Source organism: Pseudomonas anguilliseptica (assembly GCF_900105355.1).
In the GTDB taxonomy this organism is placed as follows: domain Bacteria; phylum Pseudomonadota; class Gammaproteobacteria; order Pseudomonadales; family Pseudomonadaceae; genus Aquipseudomonas; species Aquipseudomonas anguilliseptica.
Window position 1 is genome coordinate 3,233,226 of record NZ_FNSC01000001.1, and the last position, 17,905, is coordinate 3,251,130.

At 61.0% G+C, this 17,905-nt stretch carries 19 protein-coding genes; 9 read left to right on the forward strand and 10 right to left on the reverse strand.

Going from position 1 to position 17,905, the window contains the following annotated elements:
• Positions 1 to 239 precede the first annotated feature (239 nt).
• Positions 240 to 935: a uracil-DNA glycosylase gene (gene ung, locus BLW24_RS15600; protein WP_090383574.1), complete on the forward strand. Its 696-nt coding sequence runs from the start codon at positions 240 to 242 to the stop codon at positions 933 to 935.
• Here ung and BLW24_RS15605 read toward each other — a convergent pair.
• From BLW24_RS15605 to BLW24_RS15630, 6 genes are all read right to left on the reverse strand, one after another.
• Positions 932 to 1,798 (reverse strand): DUF6279 family lipoprotein, encoded by an 867-nt coding sequence (locus BLW24_RS15605; protein ID WP_090383579.1) that lies wholly within the window; start codon positions 1,796 to 1,798, stop codon positions 932 to 934. The two genes, ung and BLW24_RS15605, sit on opposite strands and share 4 nt — an antisense overlap.
• Before the next feature lie 147 nt (positions 1,799 to 1,945).
• Positions 1,946 to 2,968: an AbrB family transcriptional regulator gene (locus BLW24_RS15610; RefSeq protein WP_090383585.1), complete on the reverse strand. Its 1,023-nt coding sequence runs from the start codon at positions 2,966 to 2,968 to the stop codon at positions 1,946 to 1,948.
• The gene (locus BLW24_RS15615) at positions 2,961 to 4,469 is read right to left on the reverse strand and encodes a tripartite tricarboxylate transporter permease (protein WP_090383588.1); all 1,509 of its coding nucleotides are present in this window, start codon (positions 4,467 to 4,469) and stop codon (positions 2,961 to 2,963) included. The genes BLW24_RS15610 and BLW24_RS15615 overlap by 8 nt, the downstream gene beginning before the upstream one ends.
• Positions 4,470 to 4,471: 2 nt before the next feature.
• Positions 4,472 to 4,915 (reverse strand): tripartite tricarboxylate transporter TctB family protein, encoded by a 444-nt coding sequence (locus BLW24_RS15620; protein ID WP_090383591.1) that lies wholly within the window; start codon positions 4,913 to 4,915, stop codon positions 4,472 to 4,474.
• A 136-nt stretch (positions 4,916 to 5,051) separates the two neighbouring features.
• Complete coding sequence (locus BLW24_RS15625; protein ID WP_090383594.1) at positions 5,052 to 6,029, reverse strand: Bug family tripartite tricarboxylate transporter substrate binding protein; 978 nt, start codon at positions 6,027 to 6,029, stop codon at positions 5,052 to 5,054.
• 29 nt (positions 6,030 to 6,058) lie between these two features.
• On the reverse strand, positions 6,059 to 7,330 hold the full coding sequence (locus tag BLW24_RS15630; protein WP_090383597.1) for an OprD family porin: 1,272 nt from the start codon (positions 7,328 to 7,330) through the stop codon (positions 6,059 to 6,061).
• Positions 7,331 to 7,624: 294 nt separating this feature from the next.
• Between BLW24_RS15630 and BLW24_RS15635 the strand changes: the two genes are divergently transcribed.
• Together BLW24_RS15635 and BLW24_RS15640 are read left to right on the forward strand one after the other, a co-directional pair.
• Positions 7,625 to 8,296 (forward strand): response regulator, encoded by a 672-nt coding sequence (locus BLW24_RS15635; protein ID WP_090383599.1) that lies wholly within the window; start codon positions 7,625 to 7,627, stop codon positions 8,294 to 8,296.
• Between the two features lie 37 nt (positions 8,297 to 8,333).
• Positions 8,334 to 9,728: a sensor histidine kinase gene (locus BLW24_RS15640; protein WP_090387761.1), complete on the forward strand. Its 1,395-nt coding sequence runs from the start codon at positions 8,334 to 8,336 to the stop codon at positions 9,726 to 9,728.
• Positions 9,729 to 9,734: 6 nt separating this feature from the next.
• On the opposite strand, the gene BLW24_RS15645 is transcribed toward BLW24_RS15640, so the two are convergent.
• The 3 genes from BLW24_RS15645 to ygfZ form a co-directional block, all read right to left on the reverse strand.
• A complete protein-coding gene (locus BLW24_RS15645; RefSeq protein WP_090387762.1) occupies positions 9,735 to 10,496 on the reverse strand; it encodes a substrate-binding periplasmic protein in 762 nt (253 codons plus the stop codon).
• Between the two features lie 68 nt (positions 10,497 to 10,564).
• Positions 10,565 to 11,401, reverse strand: coding sequence for an HDOD domain-containing protein (locus tag BLW24_RS15650; protein ID WP_090383602.1), 837 nt, complete (start codon positions 11,399 to 11,401; stop codon positions 10,565 to 10,567).
• Positions 11,402 to 11,448: 47 nt separating this feature from the next.
• Positions 11,449 to 12,390: a CAF17-like 4Fe-4S cluster assembly/insertion protein YgfZ gene (gene ygfZ, locus BLW24_RS15655; protein ID WP_090383605.1), complete on the reverse strand. Its 942-nt coding sequence runs from the start codon at positions 12,388 to 12,390 to the stop codon at positions 11,449 to 11,451.
• Positions 12,391 to 12,566: 176 nt separating this feature from the next.
• Here ygfZ and BLW24_RS15660 point away from each other — a divergent pair, with 176 nt between their 5' ends.
• Together BLW24_RS15660 and BLW24_RS15665 are read left to right on the forward strand one after the other, a co-directional pair.
• Entirely contained in the window at positions 12,567 to 12,821 is a 255-nt protein-coding gene (locus BLW24_RS15660) for an FAD assembly factor SdhE (RefSeq protein WP_090383608.1), read from the forward strand.
• Positions 12,805 to 13,257, forward strand: coding sequence for a protein YgfX (locus BLW24_RS15665; RefSeq protein ID WP_090383611.1), 453 nt, complete (start codon positions 12,805 to 12,807; stop codon positions 13,255 to 13,257). The genes BLW24_RS15660 and BLW24_RS15665 overlap by 17 nt, the downstream gene beginning before the upstream one ends.
• Here the strand turns inward: BLW24_RS15665 and nadB are convergent.
• Complete coding sequence (gene nadB, locus BLW24_RS15670) at positions 13,226 to 14,842, reverse strand: L-aspartate oxidase (RefSeq protein WP_090383615.1); 1,617 nt, start codon at positions 14,840 to 14,842, stop codon at positions 13,226 to 13,228. The genes BLW24_RS15665 and nadB overlap by 32 nt on opposite strands.
• A gap of 367 nt (positions 14,843 to 15,209) precedes the next feature.
• Here nadB and rpoE point away from each other — a divergent pair, with 367 nt between their 5' ends.
• Genes rpoE through BLW24_RS15690 form a run of 4 tightly spaced genes read left to right on the forward strand, consistent with a single transcriptional unit; the run spans position 15,210 to position 17,838 of the window.
• Complete coding sequence (gene rpoE / locus BLW24_RS15675) at positions 15,210 to 15,791, forward strand: RNA polymerase sigma factor RpoE/AlgU (RefSeq protein ID WP_090383621.1); 582 nt, start codon at positions 15,210 to 15,212, stop codon at positions 15,789 to 15,791.
• 31 nt (positions 15,792 to 15,822) lie between these two features.
• Positions 15,823 to 16,416: a sigma-E factor negative regulatory protein gene (locus BLW24_RS15680; protein ID WP_090383625.1), complete on the forward strand. Its 594-nt coding sequence runs from the start codon at positions 15,823 to 15,825 to the stop codon at positions 16,414 to 16,416.
• Between the two features lie 22 nt (positions 16,417 to 16,438).
• On the forward strand, positions 16,439 to 17,386 hold the full coding sequence (locus BLW24_RS15685; RefSeq protein WP_090383632.1) for a MucB/RseB C-terminal domain-containing protein: 948 nt from the start codon (positions 16,439 to 16,441) through the stop codon (positions 17,384 to 17,386).
• The gene (locus BLW24_RS15690; RefSeq protein WP_090383639.1) at positions 17,383 to 17,838 is read left to right on the forward strand and encodes a SoxR reducing system RseC family protein; all 456 of its coding nucleotides are present in this window, start codon (positions 17,383 to 17,385) and stop codon (positions 17,836 to 17,838) included. The genes BLW24_RS15685 and BLW24_RS15690 overlap by 4 nt, the downstream gene beginning before the upstream one ends.
• Positions 17,839 to 17,905: the final 67 nt, after the last annotated feature.

A 17,905-nucleotide genomic window follows, 5' to 3' on the forward strand; every position in this document is an offset into this window, starting at 1 on the left:
CCTGTTCGTCGCCGTCGGTGTTAGGATCCTTCGCCTGATAGAAACAATAGGGGGCAGACCACGGTTTTCGGGAGTATTAATCGTGGTCTGTCTCCCGTTTTCTTCACAACTCCGCACAACTCCATTGTTGGGCTTCGCTGCGCTCAACCACAACCTACGCGGCCACGCGCCATCAGCCTTGACTTGCTCGGGTGCCTTCCTTAGCGTGCCGTCTTCGTTGGTTTAAGCAGGATTCAGGCATGAGCGCCGCCGATAACGTCAAACTCGAAGCCGGCTGGAAGGCCGCGTTGCATGCAGAATTCGAGAAGCCCTATATGCGTGATCTGGGCGATTTCCTGCGTAGCGAGAAAGCTGCCGGCAAGCAGATTTATCCGCCTGGCTCGCTGATCTTCAATGCGCTCAACTCCACGCCGCTGGCGCAGACCAAGGTGGTGGTGATTGGCCAGGATCCTTACCACGGGCCGGGGCAGGCTCATGGGTTGTGCTTCTCGGTGCAGCCTGGGGTGAAGACGCCGCCGTCGCTGGTGAACATCTATAAAGAGCTCAAGCGCGACCTGAATATCGACATTCCCGATCACGGCAACCTGCAGCATTGGGCGGAGCAGGGCGTGTTGCTGCTTAACACCTCGCTGACCGTGGAGCATGGCATTGCCGGCTCCCACGCCAAGATCGGCTGGCAGACGTTTACCGACAAGGTGATCGAGGTGGTCAGTCAGCAGCAGGAGCGTCTGGTGTTTTTGCTATGGGGCGCCCATGCACAGAGTAAGGAAAAACTGATCGATGTCAGCAAGCACCTGGTGCTGAAATCCGTTCACCCTTCGCCGCTGTCGGCGCACCGTGGCTTTATCGGCAACGGCCATTTCAGCCGCACCAACAAATTCCTCCAGCAGCATGGGCTAAGTCCGATTGACTGGCGCCTGCCCGAGTCGGCTTAAACGCTGCACTGCTGCTCGGCCAGAACCCTGCGCAGGTCGCGCAGGCGGTGACTGAGGCGCTCGCGCTGCGCCTTATCGCTGCTGCTCAGCAGCTGGCTGAACAGCGTGGCCAACGCCTGGCGTGTGCGGCCATAACTGGCGCGGTATTCGTCGCTGTAGAAGCGCTCGCGTTGTTGCAGCAGCGGCGTCAGCCGCTCGGCGAAGTCGGTGCTATCGCGTTCGGCGACCACTTTGCGCAGTTCGGCTTGCCACAGCTGCCTATTCTCCAGCCACAGACGGTTCTGCTCACCGAGGCTGTTGGCCCAATCAGCAATATGTTCTGTCTGCACCTTATTCAGGCGGCCGAGCCAGGGCCGTAGGCGTTCCTGCATGCGCGTCTGGCGTTCGCTGATCTGGGTGGTCAGGGGCGGGTCGAGAAAGTCCTGGCGATCTTCCAGGTTGTCTTCATCCAGCGCCGTGTAGAGCTCGCTAACCTGCTGCTCGCTCAGGCCCTGCAGCAATTCGATAGCGGTGGGGGTGATCTCGATGCCGATGCGTTTGAGCGCGGCATCGAACTGGGCGAATTGTTCAAGCAGCTGAGCACTGTCTGGCTGCGGCTTGGCGAGGATGCTTTCGGTGGTGTGCAGCCAGTCGATATAGCGCGGCAGCTCGGCGCTGCAGTGCCACTGCAGATGTGTCTGTAAGCGGGGTTTTAGCCAGGCCTGTTGCTGGCTGTCGAGGTTCAGGTAATCGTTCAAGCGCCAGGGCAGCAGCCAGTCCAAGTTGCGATAGGCCAGGCCGGCACGGCTGCAGGCGCTGATCAGCAGGCTCAGGCAGAGCAACAGCAGCAGGGTTTTCACGGCAGGCCAACGCAATACGCTCATGGAGGATGCCTCGGTGGTGAAGGCCTGAGGGTACGTCAGACGTGCCTGTGTGCGTTGCCGTAGACATATCTGTTAAACAAAAACTGCCGGTTTGCAGGCAAAAAAGAGCCCGCACAAGGCGGGCTAAACGTGGTCGCTAAAGTGCTTTCAGCTGCGTTGCCAAAGCCTGAATAACGGTTCGGCGAGAAACATCACCAGAAACAGCCGCAGCACCTGCAAGGCCGTGACCAGCGCCACCGAGAGGTGCAGGGCTTCAGCGGTCAGGCACAGTTCGGTGATGCCGCCGGGCATCATGCCGAGCATCAGTGCACTCTGGTTTTCCCCGGCCAGCCAGCCCAGGCCTTGGCCCAACGCGGCGGCGGCGAGCAGGCAGAACAGCAGAATGCGTGCGAGAAAGCCCGGCGCACTGCGAAAGAAATTGCGATCGAAGTGACATCCCAGGGCGCAGCCGATCAGCCATTGACCGGTCTGGCCGAGGCCATTGGGCAAGCCCAGGTGCAGATCGAAGCTGACACTGGCTATGGCGCAGACAGTCAGCGGGCCAAGCATCCATGGGTTGGGTTGGCCCAAACGTCCCCATAGCCAAGCCAGCAGCGCGCCAGCCGGTAGCAGCACCGCCAACCAGGGCCAACTTACCGCTGCGGGTGCGGGCGGCGCGATGGGCGGCAGGCTCCAGGTGAAAATCGCCGGAACCAGCAGCACCACCAGCAGCAGACGCAGGCTATGGGCGGCCGCCACCTTGGCGGTTTCGGCGTTATGCCGTTGTGCCAGGTTGACCATCTCGCTGGCACCACCCGGCATGCTGGCGAAGAACGCGGTGGCGCGATCCAGGCCGGCGCGGCGCAGCACGACAATACCGATCAGGCTGAGCAGCAGGGTGAGCAGGGCGCCGAGCAGAATCACGCCGAAGTGACTGAGCAGCTGGCTCAGTACTTCACTGGTGAAATGCAGGCCGATGGCGCTGGACACCAGCCATTGGCCGGTTTTGCGCCCCCCCGGCATTTCCGTGATCAGCCAGCCGCTGCAGCGGGCGGCGATCACCGCCAGCAGCGAGCCGATGATCCACGGCAAAGGCCAGCCGATCAGGCTGGCCAGATAGCCGCCTAACAAGCCGACCAGAGGAGTGGCCCACCAGCTTTGCCAGCCGGTGAGCGCAGACGACTTAGGCATTGGCCAGTTGCGCCGCACGGCGCGAACGCCACCAGCGAATACCTGGCAGGCCGAGCATCAACGCAGTCAGTGCCCACAGGGTCAGGCTGATCGGGCTGCTCCAGAGGATGCTCAGCTCGCCGGCGGAGATCGACAGGGCGCGGCGCAGGTTGTCTTCCATCAGTTCGCCGAGGACGAAGCCGAGGATCAGCGCCGACAGCGGGAAATCCAGCTTGCGCAGGATGTAGCCGAATACGCCTAGGCCGATCATCAGTACCAGGTCGAAGGTGGTGCTGTGCACCGCGTAGACGCCGACCATGCTGATCACGGTGATCGCCGGTACCAGCACCCAGTTGGGTACGCTGAGCATGCGGGCGAACAGGCCAACCAGAGGAATGTTCATCACCAGCAGGATCACGTTGCCGATAAACAGCGAGGCGATCAGGCCCCAGACCACATCCGGTTGCTGTTCGAACAGCAGTGGGCCAGGGGTGATGTTGTATAGGGTCAGTGCGCCGATCATCACTGCCGTGGTGCCCGAGCCCGGTACGCCGAGGGTCAGCATGGGGATCAGCGAGCCGCAGGCCGAGGCGTTGTTGGCCGCTTCCGGCGCCGCCAGGCCACGCAAGTCGCCGTCGCCGAACTTACCGTTCGGGCCGGCCATGCGCTTTTCCGTCATATAGGTCATGGCGCTGGCGATGGTCGCACCGGCACCCGGCAGCACACCGATAACGAAGCCGGCTACAGCGCTGCGCACCATGGTCCAGAAGCTGAAGCAGAATTCCTTGAAGTTGAACAGCAGACGGCCGCTGGCCTTCACCGCTTTTTGGCCGTTGTGGGTTTTTTCCAGCATCAGCAGCACTTCACTGACGCTGAAGAAGCCGATCACCACGATGACGAACTGGATGCCGTCCGACAGGCTGACGCTGCCGAAGGTGAAGCGATACACGCCCGTGGTCGAGTCCACGCCAACGGTGGCCAGCGCCAGGCCGATCAGCGCGGCCATCAGGGTTTTCACCGGCTTGTCGCCGACCATGCCGCCGAGGCAGGCGATGGCGAAAATCATCAGCACGAAGTATTCGGCCGGGCCGAAGGCCACCGCCCACTTCGCCAGGATCGGGGCGAAGAGCACCACGCCACAGGTAGCGATGATGCTGCCGATAAACGAGCTGACGGCCGACAGCGACAGGGCGATCCCGGCCTTGCCCTGGCGAGCGAGTGGGTAGCCGTCGAGGGTGGTCATCACCGCAGCGGCGTCGCCGGGTACGTTGAGCAGAATCGCCGAGATACGTCCACCATACTCACAGCCCAGGTACACGGCGGCGAGCAGGATCAGTGCGGTTTCCGGCGACAGGCCGAGGGCGAAGGCCAGTGGCAGCAGCAGCGCCACGCCATTGATTGGGCCCAGGCCTGGGAGCAGGCCGACGATGGTGCCGACAAAGGCACCGAACAAGGCTACCAGCAGGTTTTCCGGTCGGGTCGCGACTTCGAAGCCTTGCATCAAGAAATTCAGGGTTTCCATTTTCAGCTCTCCACGAAGGCTTCGAACAGGCCGAGGGGCAGCGGCACATCCAGCAGGTAATCAAACAGGCCGTACAGCAGCACACCCATCAGTACGGCGCTGATGGCGCAGGGCAGTGGGCGACCGGTAAACAGCAGGCCAAGGGCGAAGGTGGCCAGCGTGGTGCTGATGACGAAACCGAGCACTTCGAACAGCAGCGCGTAAGCCAGCAGCGCCAATATGCACAGCACGGCGCGCACGGCAGCGCGGGTATTCAGCGTCTGCTCGAGCAAGCCGGGCTTGAAAACCAACCACAGGCTGCCAGCAGCCATCAGGATGAGCAGCAGTAACGGATAGGCGCGCGGCCCGACCGGGTCATAGGCGAAGGGTGCCTGGAAGCCCCAGGCGATGACGGCGAGAACGGCGCAAAACAGCAGCCAGCTCGCGGCGAACAGGCGAACGTACATGGCGGATTACCTAATCGAGGGTCAGGGAAAGACCGTGGAGCCGTAGGATGGGTTGAGCGCAGCGATACCCATCAATGGGGGCTGTGCGATGGGTATCGCGATGCTCAACCCAGCCTACGAATTGCGGCGTGGCCGCTTATTGCATCAGGCCGAACTCGCCAGCCAGCGCCTTGTATTCCTCAACTTGCTTGAAGACCAAGGTTTTCAGCTCGTCGCCCGTCACTGACAACGGCAGCAGGTCGCGCTGCTCGCGCAAGGTGGCGAAGTCTTCACGGGCAAGCAGGCTGTCGAACTGCTGTTTCCACCAGTTGTACTGCTGGTCGCTGACCTCTGGGCCCATATAGAAGCCGCGGATCACCGGCCAGGTGATGTCATAGCCCTGTTCCTTGGCGGTGGGGATGTCGGCCAGTTTGCCGGGCAGACGTTCATCGGACAGCACGGCGAGGATGCGTACTTTCTTCGCCGCCAGCTGCGGGGTGACTTCGCCAAGACCGCTGGAGGTGACCTGAACATGGCCGCCGAGCATGGCAGTGAGGGTTTCGCCGCCGCCTTCGAAGGCCACGTAGCGCAGGTTTTTCGGGTCGATTCCGGCCAAGCGGGCGATCAGCGCGGTCTGCATCCAGTCCTGGCCGCCGATGGTGGCGCCAGCGCCGAAGACGATGCTGCTTGGGTCTTTTTTCAGGGCCTGCACCAAGTCGTCCAGGCTCTGATACGGCGAGTCGGCACGTACGGTGATGGCGCCGTAATCGGTGCCTACGGCAGCCAGCCAGCGCACGCCGGTTTCGTCGTAACGGCCGAATTTGCCTTGCGCCAGGTTGAGCAGGGAGCCGCTGGAAAATGCGGTGATGGTGCCCGGATCATCGGCACGCTGGGCGATCACCGCGTTATAGGCCACCGCGCCGACACCGCCGGGCATATAGGTGACGCGCATCGGTGCTTTTAGCAGGCCGCTGTCTTTCAGGCCGCTCTGCGCCAGCTTGCAGGTCAGGTCGAAGCCGCCGCCGGGCTTGGCCGGGGCGATGCATTCCGGGCGCTTGGGTTCGGCAGCCAGCAGTTGGCCGGCAAAGGCCATGCAGGCGGTGGCCAGGGCGATGCGGGTAAAGGCAGTTTTCATGGGGTATTCCTCTGAGCTCTTATTGTGGATTACCAGATCGGCAGCGTGTAGCCGACGATGACGCGGTTCTCGTCCGCATCGCGGGCGAAATCGGATTTGAAGCTGGCGTTACGCAGGCGTACGTAGACATCTTTCAGTGGTCCGCTTTGCACCACGTACTTGACTTCGATGTCGCGTTCCCACTCGCCGCCGATGTCATCAGTGCCAGCGATTTGCGCGTCGCTGCCTTTGATGTAGCGGGTCATAAAGCTCAGGCCGGGCACGCCGAGCTTGCCGAAGTCGTAGTCGTAACGGGCCTGCCAGGAGCGCTCGTCGGCGTTGGCGAAGTCGTTGATCTGCACGAAGTTGACCAGGAACGGGTCGCTGCCATCGATGTAGGCATAACCGGTGTCGCCACTCATGTCCTGAAAGCCCAGGCCCAGTTTGTGACCGTGGATGGCGTAGCTGAGCATGGCGCCCACGGCGCGGTTGTCGATCTTGCCGGCATTGGATGCGCCGTTGTCCTTGCTCAGCATCAGGCGTATATCGGCGCTGAGGGTGCCGCTGCCCAGCGGTTGGCTGGCGAGCAGGCCGAAGAAGTGCTGGCGGTAGATATCGTTGAGGTCGGCGAAGTAGTAGCGGCCTTTGAGCTGCTGGTTGAAGCTGTAGTCGAAACCCATCAGGTCCAGATGATCTGCCGTGATACCGGCAGCGAAGCGACGGTTCTTGCTATTGAGGATCAGGTCTTCGGAGTTGGTCGAGGCGCGGTCGATCACCTTGTCCAGGCGTCCGCCGGTAAAAGTCAGGCCTTCGAGTTCGCTGGAGGTCAGCAGGCCGCCTTCGAACACCTGCGGCAGCAGGCGGCTGTCGCTGGCCTTGACCACGGGCAGTTCTGGAATGTGTGAGCCATAGCGCAGCTCGGTATTGGAGACCTTGACCTTGGCCGTCAGGCCCAGGCGGCCGAACTGATCTGGGGTGCCACCATCGTCCTGCACCGGGAGCAGGTCGGTGCCGGTGCGACCACCGCCGGAATCCAGTTTGACTCCAACCAGACCCAGGGCATCAAGGCCGAACCCCACGGTGCCTTCGGTGTAGCCGGACTGGACATCGAGCCAGAAACCCTGGCCCCATTCTTCACGCTTGTTTTGCTGGCTGCTGGTGCCTTCGCGGAAATCACGATTGAGGTAGATATTGGTGGTGGTCAGGCTGGCTTTGCTGTCAGCCACAAAATCGGCATGGGCAGCGGGGGCAAGCAGCGCGGCGGCGATGGCCAGGCTAAGCAGGTGAGCAGGCGCAAGCGCCTGATGAGATGCAGTCGGCATCCTGTGGTCTCCATTGTTGTTTTTGTCACGACTGCGCACCACTGCGTCAGTCGTTCAGGTCGGTGGATCGAGCCACCTGAAACCGATGCTAGGGGGTCAAGCTTTCACCAGGCTTTCAGTTTGAAAAAACGCCTGGAGCGTTTTTTGACGTCGCGTGCGACGGCCCGCAGGGTGGCCGCCAGGGATGGCAGGCCACAAAGAAACGCCTGAGAGTTTTTCACGTCACCTGCGACGGCCCCCAGGGTGCGCCGTTACACTGGGCGCATAACAACAAGTTCCTGGAGTGCTATTACCTTGCGAATCCTGCTGGTCGAGGACCATCTGCCCCTGGCTGAAAGCGTGGCTCAGGCCCTGCGTGGCATCGGGCTTAATGTGGACATGCTGCATGACGGCGTGGCGGCCGATCTGGCCCTGAGCAGCGAGGATTACGTCCTGGCGATTCTCGATATCGGCCTGCCGCGCCTGGACGGCTTTCAGGTGCTGGCGCGTTTGCGTGAGCGCGGCAAGACCCTGCCGGTGCTGATGCTCACCGCCCGTGGCGAGGTCAAGGACCGCGTACATGGCCTCAACCTCGGTGCTGACGATTACCTGGCCAAACCCTTCGAATTGAGTGAGCTGGAGGCGCGGGTCAAGGCGCTGCTGCGGCGTACCGTGCTCGGTGGCGAACGCCAGCAGCGCTGCGGCAACCTGCTGTATGACCTGGACACCCGGCGTTTTACCCTGGCTGACGGCCTGCTGACTCTGACCTCCCGCGAACAGGCGGTGCTGGAGGCGATGATTGCCCGACCCGGACGGGTGATGAGCAAGGAACAGTTGGCCGCTCAGGTGTTTGGCCTGGATGAGGAAGCCAGCAGCGACGCCATCGAAATCTACGTGCACCGCCTGCGCAAGAAGCTTGAAGGCGGCGGGGTACGCATCGTCACCTTCCGTGGCCTGGGCTATTTGTTGGAGGCAGTCGGTGACTGAGGGTTGGAGGCCTTCGGTGGCTGAGCGCGGCAAAGCCATGGCGAACCAGCCGGGTAGCCTGCGCGGACGACTGATCAGCCGCCTGGCGCTGCTGCTGGCGTTGATTCTGCTGGTCAGTAGCCTGAGTGCCTACTGGAGTGCGCGCCGCGCTGCCGACACCGCCTATGACCGTACCCTGCTGGCCTCGGCGCGGGCGATTGCCGACGGGCTGTACACCACCGCCGAGCGTTTGAATGCCAACGTGCCTTATGTGGCGCTGGACACCTTCGCCTATGACAGTGCTGGGCGTATTTACTACCAAGTTCTGGATGTGCAGGGCGCGCTGGTGTCAGGCTATGAGGATCTGCCTGCGCCGCCGGCCCATATCAAGCGCACTGAGGATTATCCGGCGTTGGCGCGTTTCTACGACGCAGAATTTCGTGAGCAGGGCGTGCGTGTGGTCAGTCTGCTGCAGCCGGTCAGTGAGCCGGGCCTCAACGGTGTGGCGGAAATCCGCGTGGCGGAAACCCAGGGCGCGCGTGAGCGCATGGCCCGCGAACTGTTGCTCGGCACCTTGCTGCGCATGGGCGTGCTATCGCTCAGTGCATTGCTCTTGGTGTGGCTGGCGGTAAGCGCGGCGCTACGCCCGCTGGAAGCCTTGCGCCGCAGTGTGGCAGCGCGTACCAGCGAGGATCTGCAGCCATTGTCGGATGTCGGTATGCCGCGCGAGCTGCGCCCACTGATCGATGCGCTGAACCAGTTCAATGATCGGTTGCGCAGCCTGTTCGAGCGCCAGTCGCAATTTATCGCTGATGCCTCCCACGAGCTGCGCACGCCCCTGGCGGCACTCAAGGCGCGGGTCGAGTTGGGGCTGCGTGCCCAGGAACCTTCGATTTGGCGCAGCACGCTGGAAGAGGCGGCGCTGAACACCGACAAGCTGACCCATCTGGCCAATCAGCTGCTTTCGCTTGCGCGCATAGAAAGCGGTGCCCGGGCGATTGCCGAAGGCGGTGCGCAGCGTCTGGACCTCAGCCAGCTGGCACGCGAACTGGGCATGGCGCTGGCGCCACTGGCCCATGCACGGGGGATTGCGCTGGCACTGGAGGCTGAGCAGGCGGTATGGGTCAGTGGCGAGCCGACGCTGCTCAACGAGCTGTTGTGCAACCTGCTGGATAACGCCTTGGCCCATACCGCTGCTGGCGGTGGCGTGATTTTGCGGGTGCTGCCCAATGCTGTACTGGAAGTCGAAGACGACGGCCCCGGCATTGCGCCCGAGGATTACCAGCGTGTGTTTGAGCGTTTCTACCGTGGTAGCAACAAGGGGACGGGTGCGGGGTTGGGCTTGGCCATTGTCGGTGAGATCTGCCGGGCCCATCAGGCAACCATCAGCCTGCATCAGGTTCAACCACAGGGCTTGCGTGTGCGGGTGGAGTTCAACCTTGCTGAAGTTTAAGCAGGTTCAAGGGCTCAGGCTGAGGGGCTGCTGAATCTCCAGCAGGTATTGCGCCACCTTGCCGCTCTCACGCAGCTGCGCCAAACCGCGGTTAAACCGCACCATCAGTTCGGCATTGCCCGGCACCTCGCGTGACATCAGCAGGTGCAGGTTGTCCAGGCGCAAGGGCTGAGGGTGGAAGGTCAGCTTGGCCCGGTCGGCCGCGCTGAAGTATTGGTGCAGCGTGTCAAAGCCCACCACTTTGTCCACTGGGAACACATCAACCCGTCCGGCGATCAACTGGCGAAAGGCGGTTTCATCGCTGGTCACCCGGTTGACCCGCAGTTGCCCGCTGGCCTCGGCTTGTTGAAAGGCATCGCCATAGTCATAACCGCGGGTGCCGACCAGGTGCAGCTTCTGTAGGTCGCTGACCTGATTCCAGTCAAGCTGGTAATCCTTGCGATGGAACAGGTAGAAGCCGTTTTCTACTACAGGGTCACTTGTAAAGAATTTGATTTCCCGCTCGGGACTGTTTAGCCACACCGCGGTTCCGTTACGTTTTCCGCTTTGTGCCAACTGCAATGAACGCGCCCAAGGGTGAAACTCCCAAACCACGGTAATGCCCTGCAAGGCGAAAGCCTCGCTGACAATGCGTGAGGCAACGCCATGATGGGGTAAGTGCTGGCCGAGGTAGGGCGGCCATTCGCCGTTGGTCAGCCGCACCGTTTCAGCGTGCACACCACTGGCCACAACCAGGCTGAGAAGTAGTGAGCAGAGCAGTGTGCGCATAGCAAGGGTATCCCAGAGGGTGGCACTCATCCTAATGGCTGGCGCCGGCATGCGCATGCACGGCCATTTTATTGCAGCATGCCCATGGCCGCTTCCATCGCGGCGGAGAGGTCTTCGTCTTCACTCAGATTCTGGCTTGGGTCCAGGCCGAGTTTGCGGAACGCCGGGATCTGGCTCCAGTCCAGTTGGGTATAAGGGTGCTCGCTGCCCAGATAGCTCTGCAGGGTGGCAACCTGAACGATATCGACATAGTCGACCTTGGCGCTGTCGCGGGTGAAGTCCAGGTACTGGCCGGGCACCATGGCGATCAGTTCGGGGAATTCCCAGGTACGCAGGATCTTGTCGCCGATGATCGGGTGGATCTGCTCGATCACATGGTTGAGGCTGATCGAGTCAGCCAGCAGCTCGCTGTGCTCTTCGGCGTAGGTGAGGATTGGCAGCACGCCGATCTGATGCACTAGGCCGGCGAGGGTGGCTTGGTCGGGCAGCAGGCGCGTGTAGTGTTTGCACAGAACGTGGCAGATGCCGGCGATTTCCGTGCTTTTGTTCCACACTTCGCGCATTTTGCGGTCAACTACGTCGCTGGTTGCCTGGAACATTTGTTCCATGGCGAGGCCCGTGGCCAGGTTGCAGGTGTAGTTGATGCCGAGGCGACCGACGGCCATCTGCAGGTCGGTGATTTCCTTGTTGGTGCGCAGCAGCGGGCTGTTCACCACCTTGATGATGCGCGCCGTCAGGGCGGCATCATTGCCGATCACTTTGCTCAGTTGCGGGATGCCTATATCCGGATTCTCTGCTGCCTCGCGGACTTTCAACGCGACCTCCGGCAATGTCGGCAGAACCAGTTCATCACTGTCGATGGCCTGGATCAGTTTCTTTTGGACTTTCTCGGCAAGCTTGCTCATGGGCAATTCTCTTTAGGCGGTCAGGCAATAGTAAGTGTAGTAAGTGCTTAGCGCTGTATTTCGCGGTCTGGGTCCAGTGTATACGGCAAATCGAGCACGCTTAGCGTGCTGCCTTCGGCAGAACCCAGGTGAATCACCCCATTCAGGGCGGCTTCGTCCTGCAGTACGGCAAGCAGTTCGACGCCTGCCGGGCTGCGCGCGGCCAGCACCACTTCACCAACGCTGGAACTGTGGGTCGGCGAAAACAGCGCAGTGGCGGGCTCTGGCAGCTGATTGTCGTGCAGCTCCAGGCGAAACAGGCGGCGTTTGAGTTTGCCCAGATACTGCATGCGCGCGACGATTTCCTGGCCGGTGTAGCAACCTTTCTTGAAACTCACGCCGCCTACGGCCTGCAGGTTGATCATCTGCGGAATAAACAGCTCGCGGGTGCTGCCCATGACTTGGCCGATCCCAGCGCGTACTTGCGCCAGTAGCCAGTTATTCAGCGGCGCTTGCGGCAGGTGGCTGGCCAATTGCGCCTGTACGGCAGCGGCCTGACCGGCGGGCAGCCAGAGTTCGGCGCGGCCATCGCTCAGGCGCAGGGCCAGTAACTCATTGCTGCGTGCGACGCTGTCGGCGGTCTGTGCAAGCTCAAGGCCAAGGCTGTGCAGGGCATCATCGCCGCCACTCAGGCCGATACGCAGCCAGTCCTGGCTTTCGTCGGTGAGTTTGGATTTGCTGAAGACGGCGTATTTCTTCAGGTCAGCCAGTTGCGTTTCGAGCAAATCGCTGGCCATCGCCAGCAGGAAACCGTCATCTACGCTGACGATGCGAAAACTCGATTGCATGCGGCCCTTGGGGGTGCAGCGTGCGCCCAGGCTGGAATGGTTGTCGCTCAGGTAGTTGAGGTTGCAGGTGACTTGGCCCTGGAGGAACTTGTTGGCGTCCGGGCCGCGCACGGCGAGGATGCCTTCGTGGCTGAGGGTGCAATAGAACGCGGTATCGGCCATGGTGGATTAGGTATCGCTGGATAAAAGTTAGGGGGCTCATCATAGAGCGCGCCTCGCGCCTTGTCAGCGCTTGCCGCTGCTTCGTCTCGGTGCATTGCCTGGTCGGGTGATGCGTGCGGTCAACAGGGGGGGGCTTTTCATCGGTATACTGCGCGCCTTATCCAAGGAGCATACCCATGGTTGACTCGATTGAACTCAATCGTCTTTTTTGGCACAGCCGCCGCGGCATGCTGGAGCTGGATGTGCTGCTGGTGCCGTTCGTCAGGGAGGTGTACCCACACCTCGATGAAGCTGACCGCGAGCGTTATCGCAAACTGCTCGAATGTGAAGATCAGGATATGTTCGGCTGGTTTATGCAGCGCGGCGAGCCGGAAGATGCCGATCTCAAGCGCATGGTTCGGATGATTCTGGACCGTGTCCAGCCCAAGTGACGCCTTCGAGTGTCTGTGGCAGCCTTCACGGCGGCTGCTGGCCTGCTATGCCCTGATTCAGGGGGTGGCGCTGCTCAGTCTGGCGCTGGTGGATATTCCCATTTGGGCGCGGTTGCTCGGAATGGGCTTCTGTTCCGCCCATGCTGCCTGGGTGCTGCCACGCCATCTGCTGCTGAGTGCGCCACAGGCTTACCGGGCGCTGCGTTACACGGCGGATGGTTGGCAGGTACATAGCGCGGCGCAGGGCTGGCAGGCTATCGAGTTGCACCCTGATAGCCTGGCTTTACCGCAGGTTGTGCTGCTGCGCTTTCGTCTGGCCGGGCAGCGCCGCGTACGCTCGCTGTGCATTGCCAGTGATAGCGTGGCGCGGGATCAGCACCGACGCTTACGGGTGCGGCTGAAGTTCAGTCGCCATAGGTGGGCGGCAGCAGAATAGTATCCTTGGCCTCGGTCAACTGCTGCGGGTAGTCCAGGGTGTAATGCAGGCCGCGGCTTTCGTGGCGCAGCATGGCCGAACGGATCATCAGCTCGGCAACCTGGGCCAGGTTACGCAGCTCGATCAGGTCACGGCTGACCTTGTAGTTACTGTAAAACTCGTGAATCTCATCAAGCAGCAGGCGTACGCGGTGTTCGGCCCGCTGCAGGCGCTTGTTGGTGCGCACGATGCCGACGTAGTCCCACATAAAACGCCGCAGTTCATCCCAGTTGTGCGCAATGATCACGTCCTCATCCGAGTCGGTGACCTGGCTGGCGTCCCAGCTCGGTAGCGTGCTCGGCATGCTGATCTGGTCGAGCTCAGCGAGGATGTTCTCGGCCGCTGAGCGGGCATAGACGAAGCATTCCAGTAGCGAGTTGCTGGCCATGCGGTTTGCCCCATGAAGGCCGGTAAAGCTGGTTTCACCAATGGCATACAGGCCGGGGATATCGGTGCGGCCGCTCTGGTCGACCAGTACTCCGCCGCAGGTGTAGTGTGCAGCCGGTACTACTGGAATCGGTTCTTTGGTGATGTCGATGCCGAAGTCCAGGCAGCGCTCATATACGGTAGGGAAGTGCGATTTCACAAAGTCAGCCGGTTTGTGGCTGATGTCGAGGAACACGCAGTCGATTCCCAGGCGCTTCATCTCGTGGTCGATGGCGCGGGCGACGATATCCCGCGGCGCCAGTTCGGCGCGCTCATCGAAGCGCGGCATAAAGCGTTCACCGTTGGGTAGCTTGAGCAGTGCGCCTTCACCACGTAGCGCTTCGGTGATCAGAAAGCTCTTGGCTTTTGGGTGGTACAGGCAGGTCGGGTGGAACTGATTGAATTCCAGGTTGCCGACTCGACAGCCGGCGCGCCAAGCCATGGCGATACCGTCGCCGCAGGCGCCGTCCGGGTTGCTTGTGTAGAGATAAACCTTGGCTGCACCGCCGGTGGCGAGAATCACAAAACGTACGCTAAAGGTGTCGACCTCGCCGCTGGCGCGGTTGAGCACGTAAGCGCCCAGGCAGCGCTGGCCCTCCTGGCCAAGTTTGCGCTCGGTAATCAGGTCGACGGCGACACGCTGCTCCAGCAGTTCAATATTGCTGCGCTGACGGGTCTGCTCCAGCAATGTATTGAAAATCGCCGCGCCCGTAGCGTCGGCAGCATGGATGATGCGTCGGTGGCTGTGGCCGCCTTCGCGGGTCAAGTGGAATTCGAAACCGCCGTCTTCGCGAGCGGTCTGGTCGTCGCGGGTAAAGGGCACGCCCTGGTCGATCAGCCACTGGATGGCTTCGCGGCTGTGCTCCACGGTGAAGCGTACAGCGTCCTCGCGGCACAGGCCGCCACCGGCATTGAGGGTGTCTTCGACATGCGATTCGATGGTATCGGTATCGTCCAGCACTGCCGCCACACCACCTTGCGCCCAGTAGGTCGAGCCGTTGGACAGGTTGCCCTTGCTCAAAACAGCAATGCGTAAGTGCTCGGGCAAGGTGAGGGCCAGGGTCAGGCCGGCGGCACCGCTACCGATAACCAGAACGTCGTGTTGGTAATGTTGGCTCATGTCCGAATTCCGCGAAAAGCGGCCTCTAGTATATAGAGGGGGTGGGCGGCACAATAGCCGGCTTATGACCAAGTGCGTTACTCGGGAACTTTTTAAGCGTTTCGGGTTCCATAGGCGGTTGTTTAGATGGTAATTCGCCTGAGTCAGGCGTCTTTGCAGCGGCCTGCGGTTTTGCCTTGCCGACGGCTGGTCCAGACTACAAGCGCAGTGGTGGAGTCCCTTTGCTGCGCTATTCCGTGCAGGACTTTTAAGTGTTCTGCAGGAAGCTTGTTTGAAGGAGAGAACTTTTGCGTAATGCCCAAGTCTACTTTGGCAGACCGAGTAAAGGGTTGGCGTTACGCTCCTTCAAACCTTATGAGGAGTTTTCATGCTAACCCAGGAAGATGATCAGCAACTGGTCGAGCGCGTACAGCGTGGCGACAAGCGTGCATTTGATCTATTGGTGCTCAAGTATCAGCACAAGATTCTCGGGTTGATCGTGCGTTTTGTGCATGACACCCATGAGGCACAGGATGTGGCGCAGGAAGCCTTCGTCAAGGCATATCGGGCGTTGGGTAATTTTCGTGGGGATAGTGCGTTCTACACTTGGCTGTATCGCATTGCCATCAACACGGCGAAGAACTACCTGGTGTCGCGTGGTCGGCGCCCACCAGGCAGTGATGTAAGTGCTGAGGATGCCGAGTTCTATGATGGCGATCATGCCCTCAAAGACATCGAATCGCCGGAGCGCGCCCTGTTGCGCGACGAGATCGAGGCCACCGTGCACCGCAGCATCGAGCTGTTGCCGGAAGATTTACGTACAGCGCTAACCTTGCGTGAATTTGATGGTCTGAGTTACGAGGACATTGCCAGCGTCATGCAGTGTCCAGTCGGCACCGTGCGTTCGCGAATTTTCCGGGCGCGTGAGGCTATTGATCGAACCCTGCAGCCGTTGCTGCAGGAAACCTGAGACAGCGGCGTCAGCCAAGAGAGGAACCGCCATGAGTCGTGAAACCCTGCAGGAATCGCTGTCCGCGGTGATGGATAACCAAGCGGATGAACTTGAATTAAGGCGAGTGCTGGCGGCCAGTGATGACCCTGAGTTGCGTGCAACCTGGTCGCGTTACCAGATTGCTCGGGCGGTTATGCACAAAGAGCTGCTTGAGCCGCGTCTGGATATTGCTGCTGCTGTATCCGCAGCCCTTGCTGATGATGTTGCTCCGGTTGTGCAACAAGTACAGCGCGGCCCTTGGCGCACCGTAGGTCGCCTGGCTGTTGCAGCTTCGGTTACCGTGGCAGTGCTGGCGGGTGTGCGTTTTTACAACCAGGACGACATCACCGGTGCCCAGTTGGCGCAGCAATCCAGTCAGCCAGTGTTGAATATCCCTCAGGTTAGTGGGCCGGCCATGCTGGCCGGCTTCAATGCATCCGAGGAACAACCGGCTCCTGCGGCCAGCGCTGTGGGGCAGGGGCAGCCTGGCTGGCATGAGCAGCGTCTGCCTGCTTATCTGCGCCAGCATGCGCAGCAGGCAGCCATGAGTACGAGCGAAGGTGCGCTGCCTTACGCGCGTGCAGCCAGTTTGGAAGCCCGTTAACGGCCCGTTGTTAAGGAATCGCATGCGCTTTATTCCTTTAGGCGTTCTGTTGCTGGGCAGTTGGCTGGCGCTGCCGGCAATTGCCGATGAAGGTCGTGCCTTGCTGCAGCGTTTGGCAGATGCCGAACGCACACAGAGTTTTCAGGGCACCTTTGTTTACGAGCGCAATGGTAGTTTTTCGACACACAGCATCTGGCACCGTGTCGGTGAGGGTGGTGCCTTGCGTGAGCGCTTGTTGCAGCTGGATGGCTCCGCGCAGGAAGTGTTGCGTGTCGACGGTCAGGTGCAATGCGCAAGTGGTGCATTGGCTGACCAATTGATCGACAGCCAGCTGTGGCCCGCCCGGGCGCTGAATGCCGAGCAGTTGAGTGAGTGGTATGAGCTGCGTGTGCTCGGCAAGTCCCGCGTGGCGGGGCGGGCTACCAATGTGCTGGCCCTGGTGCCGCGCGATCAGCATCGCTATGGCATTGAGCTGCACCTTGATCAGCAAACGGGCTTGCCGCTCAAGTCCTTGCTGGTCAATGACAAGGGGCAGTTACTTGAGCGCTTCCAGTTTACCCAGCTGCAAACCGAAGTACCTGCAGGCTCTAACCTTGAACCTGGCGCAGGTTGCCGTCCGGTGCGTTTGTCTCCTGCTCTGATGGATGCAGTCGAAGCCTGGCGTTCTGACTGGTTGCCGCCAGGCTTTAGCCTGAATTCGGTTACCCAACGCCGCAGCCCGGCATCGGACGAGCCAGTCGCCTGTCAGGTGTATGGCGATGGCCTGGCGCGCTTTTCCGTCTTCATGGAGCCTCTGCGTGGCGCCGCCGTTGAGGATGTCCGTACCCAGCTGGGCCCCACTGTAGCGGTTTCGCGCAGACTGAAGACTGATGATGGCGACGTCATGGTCACCGTGGTCGGCGAAATACCCTTGGGCACAGCTGAGCGAGTGGCCTTGTCGATGCGTTCAGCGGCCGAGGTGGAGCAATGATCGAGGAGCAGGGGCGGGTCGTTGCGGTTGAGTCCGGCGCTGTCTGGGTCGAAACCCTGCGTAAAAGCACCTGCTCCAGTTGCTCTGTCAAAGCTGGCTGCGGCCAGGGTTTGCTTGATCAGCTCGGGACAAATAGTCGTCGTGGTTATGTGCGTGCATTGTCAGATCTGCAGCTGAATGTTGGCGATGCAGTCATTATCGGTGTGCGCGAAGATCTGCTGGTGCGTGGCTCGCTGCTGGTTTATCTGCTGCCGTTGCTCGGTTTGTTTGCTGCGGCTGTTCTTGCTGGGCAGGCGGGCTTGAGCGAGCCCTGGGTCATACTCAGTGCGCTGTTCGGTTTTGCCTTTGCCTGCTGCGCGGTGCGCTGGCGCAGTCGTGTCACTGCCGGTGATCCGGCGTTACAACCGGTGGTGTTGCGTGCATTGCTTGGCGGTGCCGTAGCAGCGTTTTAAGACTTTTGCTGGCCTGATGGGGAGTTGTATGTCGAAGCTTGGTCTGAAATCTTCATTTACTGCGTTA